The 15,392-nt window shown below is 42.4% G+C and carries 12 protein-coding genes; all 12 read right to left on the bottom strand.

Annotated features, from left to right (window positions below; all coding sequences use genetic code 11):
* Positions 1-3 precede the first annotated feature (3 nt).
* Positions 4-1,104, bottom strand: coding sequence for a non-hydrolyzing UDP-N-acetylglucosamine 2-epimerase (gene wecB, locus ACVV26_RS08185; protein WP_474800904.1), 1,101 nt, complete (start codon positions 1,102-1,104; stop codon positions 4-6).
* Between the two features lie 13 nt (positions 1,105-1,117).
* Entirely contained in the window at positions 1,118-3,973 is a 2,856-nt protein-coding gene (locus ACVV26_RS08180; protein WP_474800903.1) for a polysaccharide pyruvyl transferase family protein, read from the bottom strand.
* On the bottom strand, positions 3,973-5,220 hold the full coding sequence (locus ACVV26_RS08175; RefSeq protein WP_474800902.1) for an ABC transporter ATP-binding protein: 1,248 nt from the start codon (positions 5,218-5,220) through the stop codon (positions 3,973-3,975). The genes ACVV26_RS08180 and ACVV26_RS08175 overlap by 1 nt, the downstream gene beginning before the upstream one ends.
* Positions 5,210-6,034: an ABC transporter permease gene (locus ACVV26_RS08170; protein WP_474800901.1), complete on the bottom strand. Its 825-nt coding sequence runs from the start codon at positions 6,032-6,034 to the stop codon at positions 5,210-5,212. The genes ACVV26_RS08175 and ACVV26_RS08170 overlap by 11 nt, the downstream gene beginning before the upstream one ends.
* Before the next feature lie 26 nt (positions 6,035-6,060).
* Complete coding sequence (locus ACVV26_RS08165) at positions 6,061-6,996, bottom strand: glycosyltransferase family 2 protein (protein ID WP_474800900.1); 936 nt, start codon at positions 6,994-6,996, stop codon at positions 6,061-6,063.
* Entirely contained in the window at positions 6,996-7,544 is a 549-nt protein-coding gene (gene rfbC, locus ACVV26_RS08160; RefSeq protein ID WP_474800899.1) for a dTDP-4-dehydrorhamnose 3,5-epimerase, read from the bottom strand. Before rfbC ends, ACVV26_RS08165 begins: the two co-directional genes overlap by 1 nt.
* Complete coding sequence (rfbD, locus tag ACVV26_RS08155; RefSeq protein WP_474800898.1) at positions 7,525-8,451, bottom strand: dTDP-4-dehydrorhamnose reductase; 927 nt, start codon at positions 8,449-8,451, stop codon at positions 7,525-7,527. Before rfbD ends, rfbC begins: the two co-directional genes overlap by 20 nt.
* A 436-nt stretch (positions 8,452-8,887) precedes the next feature.
* A complete protein-coding gene (gene galF / locus ACVV26_RS08150) occupies positions 8,888-9,778 on the bottom strand; it encodes a UTP--glucose-1-phosphate uridylyltransferase GalF (protein ID WP_183170809.1) in 891 nt (296 codons plus the stop codon).
* A gap of 174 nt (positions 9,779-9,952) precedes the next feature.
* Positions 9,953-11,365 (bottom strand): colanic acid biosynthesis protein WcaM, encoded by a 1,413-nt coding sequence (gene wcaM / locus ACVV26_RS08145; RefSeq protein WP_474800897.1) that lies wholly within the window; start codon positions 11,363-11,365, stop codon positions 9,953-9,955.
* 15 nt (positions 11,366-11,380) lie between these two features.
* Positions 11,381-12,598, bottom strand: a complete 1,218-nt coding sequence (wcaL, locus tag ACVV26_RS08140; RefSeq protein WP_474800895.1) for a colanic acid biosynthesis glycosyltransferase WcaL — start codon at positions 12,596-12,598, stop codon at positions 11,381-11,383.
* On the bottom strand, positions 12,595-13,875 hold the full coding sequence (wcaK, locus tag ACVV26_RS08135; protein ID WP_474800894.1) for a colanic acid biosynthesis pyruvyl transferase WcaK: 1,281 nt from the start codon (positions 13,873-13,875) through the stop codon (positions 12,595-12,597). The genes wcaL and wcaK overlap by 4 nt, the downstream gene beginning before the upstream one ends.
* Before the next feature lie 36 nt (positions 13,876-13,911).
* Positions 13,912-15,390, bottom strand: coding sequence for an MOP flippase family protein (locus ACVV26_RS08130; RefSeq protein ID WP_474800893.1), 1,479 nt, complete (start codon positions 15,388-15,390; stop codon positions 13,912-13,914).
* Positions 15,391-15,392: the final 2 nt, after the last annotated feature.

Here is a 15,392-nt window from a genome sequence, read left to right as displayed (position 1 = left end):
AAATTAGAGTTTAAAGTAATCATGAACAATTTTGACAATGCGTTCACTTGATTTTCCATCACCATAGGGTGATGCGCCAAGCGCCATCTTATTATATTCTTCAGTTGAAGAAAGCAATAATGAAGCCTCTCTGACAATGTCTTCAACTTCAGTACCAACTAATTTAACTACGCCTTCTGTCACTGCTTCAGGGCGTTCAGTATCTCTTCTAAGCACTAATACTGGTTTGCCAAGAGCAGGCGCTTCCTCCTGTACCCCTCCAGAATCGGTTAAAATTAAAAATGATTTTTTGATTGCCGAAACGAAAGGACCATAATCAAAAGGATTAACCAGCTTGATACGGTTATGGTCTTTTAAATATTTATTAGTAGCATTTTGGACATTAGGATTAGGGTGCACAGGAAATAATACAAATATATCAGGATAAGCATCGACCAGTTTCAAAATCGCCTGGCAGATGTTTTCCATTGGCTGACCAAAATTTTCACGGCGATGTGAAGTTACTAGCACCATCCTACTATTTTCTGGGATTTTAACGCCTAAATCAAAATCTTTTTCAGCTGTATCAAGTAGAGCATCAATTACAGTATTACCTGTAATATGAATTTGTGACTCGGAAATCCCTTCTCTCAATAAATTATTTTTTGAAACTGCTGTCGGAGCAAAATGTAAACAAGCTAAGTGTCCAGCAAGAATGCGATTCGCCTCTTCGGGAAACGGTGAATAAAGATCGTGTGTTCTCAAGCCTGCTTCAAGGTGCGCAAAAGGTATTTTTTTATAAAAGCAAGCTAATGAGGTAACAAAAACAGTCGTTGTATCACCCTGAGCAATAACCATATCGGGATTGAACTCCTCAAGTGTGCTGTTTAAACTAAGCATTAAACGAGCAGTGAGTTCGGGTAATGTCTGCCCCGGCGTCATGACATTCAAATCATAATCGGCTTTTATATTAAACAATGCAAAAGCTTGATCTAAAAGATCTCGATGCTGTGCTGTTGCTAGTACACAAACATCAAAGTTACCATCTTTTTTTAGTGCATGTACAACTGGAGCCATTTTGATAGCTTCAGGCCGCGTACCAATAACGCACATGATCTTTTTCATTACTGTTTCCTAATTATTTGAATACTTTAGACATTTCTTTTGCACGAGCGTCCCAATCATTTTGGTCTGCTAACTGCGCCATTCTTCCTCTAAAGAGAGGCTCATCCTTGATTGCAAGAGCCTGATCAATTTTGTCTGAAAACTCCGCCGCGCTACTGCCATGGAATACCTCATCAAATGCAACGCATTCATTCATTTCTGAGGTAACGACTACAGGTTTCTCTAAAGCAAAATACTCGAATAATTTTAACGGTGAAGTTGTTCTGGCAATTTCACCAGGGAAAAATGGAATAAAACAAATGTCAAATTTCTTTGCATAAGCGGGTAATACTTTATAATCAATAGTTCCTAAATAAAGCACATTATCAGCTTTAACTAATTTTTCAGAACCACCATAATAATCAGGCCCAATAAATACAAACCCTAAGTCTGGCCTTGCCAGAACAAGTTTTTCTAATTCATCGTACCAAAGCCATGGCGCAAGCGCACCAAAATAGCCGACCAATTTCCCATTAAACTTATTTATAAAGTGAATATAATTTTCTGGCAACTGATACTCTTCATGTTTAGGATTGCGGTAATGCCGAGTATCAACTCCATTCTGGGCAAGAATTACTTTATCTGCACCCACGGCTTCAATGGCTTCCAGTTCAAGTTTTTTTGCTGACGCGACAACATAATCCGCCCCACCAGAAAAACAATATTCCTGCAAATTACGAAGCCTACGAATATTTTCATCATCACCACTAATTGCTGGGTCGATATGATCAATATATTCATAGATGATAGTTGAATTTTGTTTTAATGCGTCGATATTATCTGGCGCCAGGGAATAAGCAGTGCTATAGAATGAACGAACAGTATTATTTATTTCATCGACATGATTTGAGTTGGTCAGCCAAACATTTGGCGCAACTTCTCTGAAACCGTTAACACTATCGTGCGACCAATTCACAGTTCTATAAATTACAAGATAACCTAAACGCCCCAGAGCACATGCGATATGCTGTGGACGTTGATATAACGGGACATCCCAATCAATAACGATTTCTTGAATAAAAATACCTTTATAGCTGCCTTTATTAAGGACCTCATTCTTAAAATACTCCCAAGATAAATCGTCATTGGTAGTGACAGCAGGATTTGTATTATAGGACGAATTGGGCGTTTGACGGAAGTTTCTGACTATTTTAAATCTTAAGCCATTAAGATTATTTCTTAAGGATGGGGGCAAAGACCAATAGACTTTCTTTAATATTTTATATGTTGTAACTTTTGGTTCTACAAACATTCCTTTAGCGGCTTTTAGCACAATGTTATCTCTCTTATAAAAATGCTGCTTGTCAATAATAATTTTATCATTTAGAAATGCTTTATCAATAATTAATTTATCTTGAAAAAAATCTTTATCGATAATAATTTTATCAGATAGCAGACTGTTATCTACTAAAAGCTTATCATTGTAAAATGATGCATCGACGGCTAATTTCTCATTAACAACTTGCGTTAGACTCTTATTAACTAATTGGTGCAAATCATGTTTGATGAGTTCATTTAAATGCTCTCTACCACTTATGATTTTTTCATCAAAATAAATTTTATCAGAAAGAAGCTTCTGTCCAATTAATTCATTTACTGCCGTCTGTCCGAAAGTTAAATCTTTTCTTGTTTCGATTAATATATTTTCAACTTTGTTTAATTTCCATATCAAACTCAGAGGCTCATGATCCAATGAACGCGCTGACACTGGAATTTCCGTTAAAACTCTATTTATTAAATCACGATGTTTAGTCGCATTACTAATATGCTCATCAATTATTTTTTCTTCTACAGGGGATGAATCTAGAGTCAGCAAATTAGTGAATATTTGTTCCCATCGTTCAAGAGGTTCAGCTAATTTCAATCTATATTGATTAGATAACTGCAAAGAATCAGATTGCAAAACCATTTTCTTTTCATATTCTATGCAAATAACAGGCTTTTTTAATAGTATAGCTAATATCTGCGCATGCAATCTCATTGCAATAATCTTGTCAGACGATTTCATATAATCAACAAGTTCATTAAATGAGGTAGGTATTATTATTTCATTATTATATGCAGGGAGCCTATCGATTAATGAATTAATAAAAGGAACATCGCTAGATGATCTTTCATATATTTCGTTTGGTTGAAAAGGCAACCACTTTAACTTAACTTTTTCAGGATCAAATGTGTTAGAAATCGCTTGGATAAATGTTTCTTCCCAGCCCTCATCAAAAACCCAAGGTCTAATAATTAGCGTAATGTTAATCAAATGAGAATCTGCAACACTCTGGTCAGTTACAAATTTATCGATATCACAATTCCAAACCGGATCAGGAGCTACTACAACTTCAGATTCAACACCAAGATCTTTCAATAAAAGCACTGAATCGTTGTCTCTAACGCTTATATATGCAGACTTTGAAAAGACATCTTTTATTAATTTTTGTCCCTCTAATGTTTCTAAAGGACCCAGACCCTGACTCCACATTACAACTGGACAGTTATACTGATGAGCTAACAGTGCTGGTCTAAGATAAACTGACACATCTGACTTAAACTGGTCCAACAGCCCCAGGTAACTAAAATCTTGATATGTTTGAAATAGACCTCCCCCGCCGATGATCAAAAGATCAACACCGTTAATTAAGGCATTAACTTTTTCAACATCAAGAATATCAATGGCTTCAACGGAATGGAGAGTCGCAGTTTCTTCTGGTGCAAAACTTAAGACTACAACTTCTGCATTATTTGCATGAATCCAATTAATAAGAGTATTTAGTATTAACTCATCACCGAAGTTACCAGGCCCATACCAGCCACATACTGCAACCTTCTTTTTCATTAGTTATCTCCCGACATAAATAATGGCAGTGGCGCTAACCAACCTGAACCAGAATGAGGTACTGGCATTACATCAAAATGCCCAGCATAATCCAATCGATGCGTTCTTTTATATTCGCCGTTATCGATTAAACCTACTCCCAGAGCAATTATATATCTATTACCTGAGAAATTTGTTGTTAATGTCCACGTGAATTTATGTATCCCTTTATTAAGAGGTTCAAGATTAACTCCAAGGGATTGTGTCGATGCACTCCATAAAGCAATTCCGTCGACACTTGACAATTGAACACCGAAACATGGTTTTTCTATATACTCGGTAACCTTAATAGTGAGAGTAATATAAACCTTATCTCCAAAATTAAAATTAGACTTCATTTCTTTTTTTTCATTACTTAATGTGACTTTAAGCAATTCAACTTTAGCAGAAGGCTCTTGCTCAATAGCTTCGGCTTTAATATCTTCATTTTCTATAACCGGGCTTATAGCAATAGTACCACCTTCTTCTTCTACTAAATCATCTGCATATTTCTTAACTACATCGCGACAATCGCCATCAAGAAGTAAATCGCCTTTCTTGAGATATATTCCCCGGTCACAATATTCGATAAGTGTATTACTTGAATGCGTAACTAAGAGTATTGAGACCCCTTTTTTCTGCATTTCTCTGATTCTATTGAGACATTTTTGTTGAAATGCTGTATCACCAACAGCTAAGGCTTCATCAACGATCAGGATATCAGGATCAACATGTATTGCAGTAGCGAATGCTAGGCGTACAACCATACCGCTTGAATATGTTTTGATGGGATTATCAATGAAAGTTCCTATATCGGCGAATTTTTCGATATCTGAGAATTTTTGTTCAATCGTTTTATGGTCCAGACCTAAAATAGCTCCGTTTAAATACACGTTCTCGCGACCAGTGAATTCTGGATTAAATCCAGATCCTAATTCGAGTAATGCTGCAATCCGTCCATTGACATTGACAGAGCCGGAGCTGGGATTGAGTGTTCCGCAGATCAATTGTAATAATGTTGATTTGCCTGAACCGTTACGACCTATTATCCCGACTGTTTCGCCTTTTTTTATTTTAAAGCTAACATTTTTCAAGGCACCAAATTTCTGTACTGACGTTTTCCTTCCAGGAAATAAAGAATTTAGCAGGCAATGCAATGGATTGTCATAGACATCGTAATACTTACTCAGGTCATTAACACTAATTACTTCATTATCATTACAAGACATCAGCGAATCCTTTTTTAGTTTTACGGAAAAATGCATTTCCGAATATTAAAAACATCAAGCCGATGATTAATTCATTCAACCAACCATGCCACTGAATATTTTTATTAAATATCAATACGGCACGGACTTCTTCAATGGCATAGGTTAATGGATTGAGTGCCATTGCGCGCTGGAATTCAACAGGCAATGCTGAAACCGGATAAAATAAAGGAGATAAAAACATAAGCATTGTAATTAACACACCAATTAGCTGTACTATATCTCTGATATAAACCCCAAGGGCGGCCAGAAAATAACTCAAACCTAAAATTATAAACATTAATGGTATGATGATTATAGGGACTAATGCAATTTCATGTGATGGAATACCAAAAAATATCATATAAAACATTAACCATACCAAAATAGCAATAAAGAAGTGAAATAGCGACGACCCTAATACTACTAAAGGTAATATTTCGATTGGAAAAACAACTTTTTTTACGTAATTAACATTCCCTACAATAAGCCCAGGAGATCGACTAATACATTCTGAAAAAACATTAAATATCATTAAGCCCGAAAATAATATTAAAGCAAACTCAGTTTTGGACTCTGTTCCTCCAGGCCATCTTGATTTGAATACGACACTAAATACGAATGTATAAACTGCCAACATCATGACAGGATAGATAAATGACCATAATACTCCAAACACTGATCCCTTATATTTGGAAATTATGTCTCTTTTAATTAATGAGAAAATTAACTGTCTGTTAATATAATAACTCTTGGCTAATTTTAATAAAAATAATTCTTTCAAGAACCGGGACATTATTATAACCTTTGATTAAATTTTATTTATACTCGTTTCAATATCAATGCCAAATTAAATAGTAAGGTTTCAATAAAACTTTGCCTATATAATTTCAATTGCATAAATCCAAATAATCTAGATGCGATGTTAAATGTCCTTATTCTTTTAAATTTAGTCAGCGCCTCTCTATGTTCTACCTTGAAATGGCAACTCATATGTTCTAATAAAAGCAAGTTATTATTCATGCTATCTTTCAGCCCTCCACCAAAAAGCATTTTTATTCGATGTAATTTTGCTTTTATTGGTTTATTCGAACCCATTATGTTTTTACTATGTTGTCTATATAATATCGAGGGCTCTTTATCATAATATATATAACCATTAACACCACTGATAATTTGATAAACCCACCAGTCATGGGATGGAATAACAAAATCATTAGGTGTTAGGGAAATAAATCTTGCAGCTTCTGAATTGAAGACCATTGTATTGCCACCTGCAATACTTTGAATAAGCGCATTTTTAAATGAGGGATGATGTTTAAACTCAGTTGACTCGCCAAGCACTAAATCTTGCTCATCAATTAATTGGGTGCGTGAACAATATAAAGCGGGAATGATATCATTTATTGCATTAATTTTTTCAACACTTCTGGACAATTTATCGGGCAACCAGATATCATCCTGATCACAGAATGCATAATATCCCATACCATTGACATCATAAATAGATTTTAGCGCGTTAATAAAATTCCATGCGAACCCTTTTTTAGGCCCTTTCATAATGAAAATTTTATCATCGCCTAGTAGTTCTTTGTACTCATCAACGATGTCAATAGTATTATCCGTTGAGCCATCATCTGAAACATAGATAGACCAGTTGGTATAACTTTGCTCGATAATAGAATCTATTTGCTTACGTATAAACTTACTTCCATTATAAGTACAAAGAATAATTGAAATTTTTGGGTGTATTTTCATTAATCAAATTTTTGTGCTGAGTGAAAGTATTGACCATTTTTATCTTTACTGGAAAGAATGATATTTTTTATTTCAGGCCAAATAATATTGATATGCTCATCATTCCATTTGATGGTTGCTTCATGAGAAGCTTTATAATGTTCCGTCGTTTTATAAAAAACTTTAGCAGAATCGCTTAAAGTTAAGAAGCCATGGGCGAAGCCTTCTGGTATCCAAATTTGCTTCATATTTTCAGCGCTTATAATCTCACCAACCCACATTCCATATGTTGTGGAATGCTTCCTTAAATCTACAGCTACATCAAAAATTTCTCCGTCAACACATTGAACTAACTTCGCTTGTGCAAATGGTGGTAATTGATAATGCAAGCCTCTTAATACTCCTTTGGTAGACAAAGAGCAATTATCCTGAACAAAATCAACCGGCTTCTGAATAACTTCTTCAAATTTTTTCTTATTATAACTTTCGAAAAAAAAGCCTCGTTCATCATTATATTTTGTTGGTTCAAAAACCATGATGTCATTAAGATTAGTTCTTGTAGCTTTCATGTTTATCTCTATATTCTTCGAAGCCAAGCAATTCATCCAACATTCTTTCCACACCTGGTTTCCAGTCTGGAATTACAATATTAAATGTATTTCTAAACTTACTATTACTTAATCTTGAGTTTAATGGCCTGACAGCTTCACAAGGGAACTCTAATGATGATATCGCTCTTACAGTTTTAACTTTGACATTGCAATTATGCTTTTTCAAAACAGTTATAATAAATTGCGTATAATCAAACCATGTTGTAACACCATCAGCAACGAGATTATATTTTCCATAAACACTTTTGTCAGTCACTGCTTTTTGTATTGCTACCATTGATGCATCTGCTATTAATTCTGCACTGGTTGGCGATCCGTACTGATCGTTGATGATTGATAAATTTTCATTTTCGAGTGCAAAGCGATGTATTGTTTTAGGGAAATTATTACCCCGAACCGCATACACCCAGCTAGTTCTAAAAATCAAATATCGGGTACAATACTTTTCAATCGCTATTTCACCCAGTAATTTTGATTTACCATAAACATTAAGCGGTCCGGTCTTTTCATCTTCATTCCGAAAATGCTCTCCTGAACCATCAAAAACATAGTCTGTTGAATAATGTACTAATAAAGCATTAACTTTTTCAGCTTCTTTTGCAATAACTTCAACACTACGAGCATTAATGAGATATGCATATTCAGAATTTTTTTCAGCTTGATCGACTGCTGTATATGCTGCTGCATTAACAATGATATTTGGTTTTACCTTTCTTATTGTATCTGCAATACCTTCTATACATTGCAGATCACCACATAGTGTAGTTGAGTGGCGGTCAGGCGCGACAAGGTCACCTAGCATACAAAGGACACGTTGCAACTCCCATCCTACCTGACCATTTCGACCTAATAGCAAGATTTTCATACAGTTCTTCCGAAGCAGTACACAATTACCCCATCAAAAAGGATGTCTTTTGAACTGCTTTTCCAATGCTACCGCCCCTGGCTTTCGCAACCAGAGCGCGCAAAATTCGTAATGTAGATGTTTAATCCTTTATAAAAAACTCATGTATGCGCGATCAATAAATGAGGCAACCAGATCGAGCTTATGAAGCAGGAGTTTTTTACAAAGCGCCCAACATCTTTTGAAGCGCAGCAGCGTTAAAAACAGTCATTTTTAACAGGGGGAGAAAAAATTTCATTTAAGCGCCATCAATACTATCAAGCATAATTAACATAGTAATTTTAACTAAACCCTTGATATAAAACTAATTAATTCACGATTTTCATTAGAAATTTTAATAAATGAGCGATTGAGGTCACATTGACCATCAACCGCTTTTTTATCGAAATTATCATATTTATGAGAGCATTTTCTTTATGCTTTCACGGAATTTTTGACCTTCCTTGAGGTTACGCAGACCATAATTCACAAATGCCTGCATGTAACCCATTTTCTTACCACAGTCGTAGCTTTCGCCTGTCATCAACATGGCTTCAACCGGTTGATTTTTGTTCAATGCGGCAATCGCATCAGTCAGCTGTACACGTCCCCACGCGCCGGGTTCAGTCCGTTCAAGCTCAGCCCAGATATCCGCAGAAAGCACATAACGTCCTACTGCCATCACATCAGATGCCAGCGTCTGCGGCTGATCCGGTTTTTCGATAAAGTCGACGATGCGCGCCACTTTACCTTCGGTATCCAGCGGTTCCTGAGTAGTGATAACTGAATATTCAGAGAGGTCGCCTTCCATACGCTTCGCCAGCACCTGGCTGCGACCGGTTTCCTGGAAGCGCGCCACCATAGCGGCCAGGTTATAACGTAATGGATCGGCGGAGGCGTCATCCAGCACAATATCCGGCAACACCACCACAAACGGATTATTACCGACTATAGGTTGAGCGCACAGGATGGAATGCCCCAAGCCCAGCGGCTGCGCCTGGCGGACGTTCATAATGGTCACGCCCGGCGGACAAATAGATTTTACTTCAGCCAACAGCTGGCGCTTAACACGCTGCTCCAGCAGGGCTTCGAGTTCATAAGAAGTATCGAAGTGGTTTTCAACCGCGTTTTTAGAAGAGTGTGTCACCAGCACGATCTCTTTGATACCCGCAGCCACGATTTCGTCGACGATGTACTGAATCATTGGCTTATCGACGATAGGAAGCATCTCTTTCGGAATCGCTTTGGTGGCAGGCAACATGTGCATGCCCAGGCCGGCAACCGGAATTACTGCTTTCAAATTAATCATTATCAATCCCACCTCAAAATGGTCGATGAATTATAGTCTTTTCGCGCCCCGACGCCAGCACGTTTTGTTAACCGAAACCAGGGGCCAATTCTACCTCTCCCCTCCCTCGCATAAAACGAGAAAAACCCGCTAAATGGGCGATTGCATCCAGGATTAATCGCAAAATCATCGCTGTTAACGCCCCGTTGATTTATCGGGAAGAGAGAAATTTAGCGCAGAAACATGGATATATTTTTGATCGATGCGATCAATATCAACCGAACTCTGTCCATTTTTATTCACAGCGGTAATATTGCGCAGTGAAATTAACGTTTCATCGCGCGCCATAAAGCGCCTGCGGACATCTTTTCGCAAGTCAAAGTGTAGCTTAAGGGCTGCTCCCCGGCTTGCATCCTGCATAATGCTGATATCACGCAAAAAAAGGTGCTGGGGCTGGTTATGCATCTCCAGCGATGCGGACAAGAGTTTCAGGCGAGTAATTGAGACGAAAGAGACCGCATTACCTGAAGAGATTTGGATCCCGCGTAATTTCATTATGCTTCTTCGATTATCCAACAGGACATTATTTAACCTAAAGTTCTGTGGTATCGACAAATATTTCCCTTTTACGACTCCATAGCCTATTAACACCCCTGCACTATTAGTCATATTAATATTATCGATTGTAAAATTATCGCAGCCGTATATCGCTACCGTGGCGTTATCGATCCCGGCATTCTTACTGAATTCAGGCGTAATATTGTTCGCCATGACGTTACGGATAATAAAATGTTTGCCATTCTCAACATGGACTAATTGACGGCAATTTTTGCCGGTGATGTTCGCGACTACAAAGTGCTTCACGGCCTGGCTTTCGGGGTAGTCGTTGTCGTAAGTGCTGCCCGCCAATCCGATTCCTATCCCCCAGTTAGTTTTGCCATTCGTGCAGTTGATGTCTTCAATAACATGGTCGGAGATCAGCAAGTCACGATCGTTGATTGCGACATTCCATTCAATGGCATCGCCCTGTAAGCGGCTGAAATGACCGTTCGTGATCTGCACGCTTTCAATTTTGTTGTGAAAGCCTTGTCTCAGAATCCCATAATTCGCGTCCTGCACGGTTAGCTTGTCGATAGTAAGATTACGCATGGTCTTGGGAGCACGTTTACCGATAAAAACCAGCGCGACGGGCCCGAATCCGCTCATACTGAGTTGGCTAATACAGCAATCGGACCCGCGGATATCAAGAATGACATTATGGATTTCCCCGCTCATCTCGCCAGTGACATGGCAATTATCTGCTAAAACAAAGCGTCCATTGCCATTACCTTCAATACGCCCCCGGACAACCAGTGTCCTTCCTTCAGGCATGAATATGGCACTGTTGACGTTGTCGCAAACCACGTTCTTCGGGATTTCGACCACGGGCGCGGCTTCAAAAGCGCGTCTGAACGCATCCGGCCAGTCGCTATGGAAATAGTCCTGAACATTCGCGGTCCTGGCGCTCTCAAGCGCCAGGACGGCAGGACAATGCAGAAGGGGGAGAAGCGCCACAGAGCCAGTGGCTTTCAGAAGGGTGCGTCGTGAAAAGGTCGTGTCGTTGCCCATAAATCCTCAACGTGATTACAGCGTCTGGAGTAAGCCCGCCAGTCGTTTATCAATAACCTGCTGGTTAAACGTGCTTTCAACCTTCTGCCGCGCGCGCAATCGCAGCGGTTCGAGCTGCGATTCATTGAGCCCGGCGACACGCTCAAGCGCGTCGGCCAAAGCCAGCGCGTCGTTTTCCGGCACCAGCCAGCCCGACTGTTCGCTGTCTATCAGTTCCGGAATGCCGCTGTGGAAAGTCGAAATAACCGGTATGCCTACCGCCATCGCCTCCATTAACGCCACCGGGATGCCTTCCATATCGCCATCGGCACCGGTTACCGAAGGTAATAAAAACAGATCGGCGTCGTTCAGCATCGCTTTTACCTCATGGCTGGGCTTAAAACCCGGCATGACGATGTCATCTTCAAGCTGGTATTGCTCGATCAGGGTACGTAGCCTGCGTTCCCAGGGGCCAATCCCCAGGATGTGATAGCGAAACGGTACGCTGCGGGCTTTCAGCTGCCGGCAGGCTTCGATCGCCACGTGCAGTCCTTTCTTTTCGGTCAGCCGCGCCACGGAAATAATCTGTAGCGGCAAACCCGGCGCTTTAGCCGGACGCAGCGTAAAGTTTTCCATGTCCACGCCCATACGCGACACGGCGATTTTTTCTGCGGGGCAGCCCATCGCCGTCAGCCTGCCCGCCCAGAGTTCGCTAATCGGCAGCATCATGTCGCCGCGTTTAAACAGTTTTTGATACTCCGGGGTGTAATGCTCAAGCACCTGCCGATGCGAGACGTCGATACCGTGAAAAACCGTGGCAATTTTCCCTTTAATCAGCCCCAGTTCACGCAACTTAGCGGCCGTGACGCCCGCCGGACCGAAATGGGCGATAAACACATCCGCCCGATGGCCCTGAGAGCCTGCGCAGATAGCGGATAAGATCAGGTTGCGGGCTTCATCACCGTAACGCGCCATATTCATGGCCCGCCACACCGCCGGACGACGCAACCCTTTTACAGTCCGGAAAGCGCGATATTTCAGCTTATTAAGCTTGCCTTCAGGTTCATCCAGCAGCCAGGTGGTTTTGTTCGCCAGTTGATAGCGCTCAAATGCCGCATGGGTATGTTGCAAATCCCCTTTATGAATAGCGACGATCTCGACCTCATAGCCCATCTCGATAAAGCCGACGATCTGGTTGAGTACAAAGGTTTCTGATGCCACCGGGAATTTCAACAAGAAAAAACCGACCTTCATGTTCTCTCTCCAATGCGTGCCAGCACCGATTGCACCATAGCCATCCCCCGGACGCGCTCAGCGGCCACGGCGCTTTCAAGACGGGTGTTGATTGCTGGCAACTGGCCTAACGTATCGGCCACCATCCCCTCCAGTGAGCCATCAAGTAACTGGCGGATATCTACCGCCATTTCTGGCAACCCTAACTGCTGCATAATGCCTGCCGACTTGTGCTCGTAATTAATGGCGATGGCTGGCGTGCCGAAATTCATGGAGATAATCGCCGAATGCAGGCGAGTGCCAACAGTGAGTTCACAGGCCGCAAGCAATTTGCCCATCTCAAGGTCGTTCAGTTCATCCATCACGACGTGGTAGCGCGACGTATCGTTGATCAGGGCGCGCAATTTCAGCGCTACCATCCGGTCATCTTTGTTGTAGCTGTCGATACCGGTACAGGTTGACAGCGCCAGCACCTGATACCCTGAATCAATCAGTCGGTTGACGATCCCGGCAAATGCCTTTTCATAGGCTTGCTGCGAGGTGCCAAGCCGTTTATCGAACGGCGCTAAATCACGCAGCGTGATGGCGACGGTTTTTTGCTGTGCTGCGATCCCAAGCCAGTGCCGAACCGCATAGCTGACGACAAAATTCTCGTCATGAGGCGCGACCAGCCAGGCGGTATCCACGCCCTGCTCGACTTTTTGCCTGTCGATTTGACTTTGTTCCATCAGCGCCAGAGACACTTTTTCGCGCAAGATCAGCGCGTCGCACTGTCCGAACACATAATTGGCGAGCTGATTAAATTGCGGATCGTGAAAGGGGCCAACGCTGTGGCCGACAATAAACAGCGGCTTATTCGCCATAAAAGTACACAGCGCGTGCTCAAACTGCGGCGTTCCGTAAAGATCGACAAAGAACGATCCGCCAACCTGGATAATCGCGTCGTACTGCGCCAGTTGCTTCACAAAGTTTAAGAACCCCTGGGGAATGGCAACGTTGCGCAGTTGTCCATCGCCCGAGGCTTTTGACAGTAATACCTGGTGCTGATAACGACGGCGCAGCACCTTTTTTACCTTACCCATCAATCCCGTCGCTTTATTATGACGCTTCATCTGCTGATGCAAGGGGTCGCTCAGTACCGGGCGATCCAGCAGCCATGCGGAACTCACCGGGTAGCGGCTCATGACGTCAACATCCGCGCCAGGCGAAAGCTGGGTAATGGCATCCACGAGGCCACGCAGGATTGCGCTGTCGCCACGGTTTCCACAAGTATGATTGCCAAGAATTAATAATTTCATAATGACCTCTTAATGGGGTTGTATGCAGGCCAGACGTCAACCAGCACGCAGCAGCACTTTGAGTGTTTTATTGCGGCAAAACGGCCGTTTTACCTCAAGAACCAAGGGATGGCGGGAAAGCGCGAGGGTCAACGCATAGGCCACGATGCCCGCAGTAATTTGCGCAGCGAGCACCATGACAGGTTGCCAGTCAGGATCGAGCAAGATACCCGTCAGGTAACTTGCCGCAACGGTGGGAATAACCAGGCGAAACGGTAGCCACAGGCTTTGCAAATACTGCCGGTAACTTGGCCCGAGTACGGGTTTGAGCAGGACAAAATAGGTCAGGAAAACGTTGAAGATCTGTATCGTCAGAAAACCCAGCGTTACGCCGATAACGCCGTACATCTGCCCGCCGACAATAATCGCCGGGATAAACAAAAAAGTCTTAAACACGTTGAATTTAAAGCTTAAATCGACGCGCGACGTCGCCATCAGCAGCGAGCCGACCGGGTTGCCCACCGCACGTAATAATCCCACCACGCACAGCAGTTGTAATACCGGGACAATGTCTACCCATTTTTCGCCGAACAGCAGCGGCACGGCCTTGTCGGCTACCACCAGCAGCCCCAACAGAGCCGGGAAATTAATAATCCCAACCAGAGAAATCAGTTTATAAAAATTGACCCGCAGCCGAACGGTATCTCCCTGCATTTTGGCAAAAGCAGGAAACAGCACCCGGGTGATAATCGGGTTCAGCTTCGCCGGCGGAACCACCGCCAGATTCCAGGCCAGGTTAAAGCCCCCTGCCGCCGCCGCGCCCAAAATACGCGCCAGCACCAGGGTCGAGAGATTGGTATTGAGAAAGTTAATCAGACTGTCGGCGGTAAGCCAGGCACCGAATTTGAGGTTGGGTACCACGGTACGTAGAGAGAACTTAAAACCAGGACGGTAAATGTTGCGCCCTACAAAACCAAACAGCGCCGTGCGGACCAGGGTATTCACCAGATAACCGATAATCGCCATCATGGCGTTGGGCCAGAACCAGGCGCCAATCGTGGTGACGCCAAAACCCGACAGCACCGCGCAGGTTTCAATCAGGCCGATTTTATTGAACTCAAGCTCTTTCTGCATCAGCGCGCGGTATTGCTGGCCGTGGGGGATCACGATAAATGCCAGCGACAATGTTTTAATCAGCGGTGCCAGATCGGGGTTGCGCAGCAGCGTCGCCAGGGTGTCGCTGAGCAGGAATACGCCCACACACACGGCCCACCCGAGGGCGACGTTAAGCCAGTAAAGCGTCGACAGTTCGAGATTGCTGATGTTTTTACGCTGAATAATGGAGTTGGCGATGCCAAAATCCGATAGCGTATCTGCCAGCGCGATAATCACCAGCGATATCGTCAGCAGGCCAAACTGATGCTCATTCATCAGCCGTGCCAGCAACGTCATCTGGATCAAGCCCAGGGCGATAATGGCGACGGTGGACATTGCAGACCACTTCGCCCCGCTAATGGTTTTTTCTCTCAGGCTCATGG

This window comes from Atlantibacter sp. MEI4A-1023 (genome assembly GCF_056155425.1).
This window is presented reverse-complemented; position numbering and strand designations above follow the sequence as displayed.

What these genes read in the sequence shown, in the direction of transcription:
- wecB (WP_474800904.1), bottom strand. Translation starts at nt 1,104, where the DNA reads ATGAAAAAGATCATGTGCGTTATTGGTACGCGGCCTGAAGCTATCAAA.
- ACVV26_RS08180 (WP_474800903.1), bottom strand. Translation starts at nt 3,973, where the DNA reads ATGAAAAAGAAGGTTGCAGTATGTGGCTGGTATGGGCCTGGTAACTTC.
- ACVV26_RS08175 (WP_474800902.1), bottom strand. Translation starts at nt 5,220, where the DNA reads ATGTCTTGTAATGATAATGAAGTAATTAGTGTTAATGACCTGAGTAAG.
- ACVV26_RS08170 (WP_474800901.1), bottom strand. Translation starts at nt 6,034, where the DNA reads ATGTCCCGGTTCTTGAAAGAATTATTTTTATTAAAATTAGCCAAGAGT.
- ACVV26_RS08165 (WP_474800900.1), bottom strand. Translation starts at nt 6,996, where the DNA reads ATGAAAATACACCCAAAAATTTCAATTATTCTTTGTACTTATAATGGA.
- rfbC (WP_474800899.1), bottom strand. Translation starts at nt 7,544, where the DNA reads ATGAAAGCTACAAGAACTAATCTTAATGACATCATGGTTTTTGAACCA.
- rfbD (WP_474800898.1), bottom strand. Translation starts at nt 8,451, where the DNA reads ATGAAAATCTTGCTATTAGGTCGAAATGGTCAGGTAGGATGGGAGTTG.
- galF (WP_183170809.1), bottom strand. Translation starts at nt 9,778, where the DNA reads ATGATTAATTTGAAAGCAGTAATTCCGGTTGCCGGCCTGGGCATGCAC.
- wcaM (WP_474800897.1), bottom strand. Translation starts at nt 11,365, where the DNA reads ATGGGCAACGACACGACCTTTTCACGACGCACCCTTCTGAAAGCCACT.
- wcaL (WP_474800895.1), bottom strand. Translation starts at nt 12,598, where the DNA reads ATGAAGGTCGGTTTTTTCTTGTTGAAATTCCCGGTGGCATCAGAAACC.
- wcaK (WP_474800894.1), bottom strand. Translation starts at nt 13,875, where the DNA reads ATGAAATTATTAATTCTTGGCAATCATACTTGTGGAAACCGTGGCGAC.
- ACVV26_RS08130 (WP_474800893.1), bottom strand. Translation starts at nt 15,390, where the DNA reads ATGAGCCTGAGAGAAAAAACCATTAGCGGGGCGAAGTGGTCTGCAATG.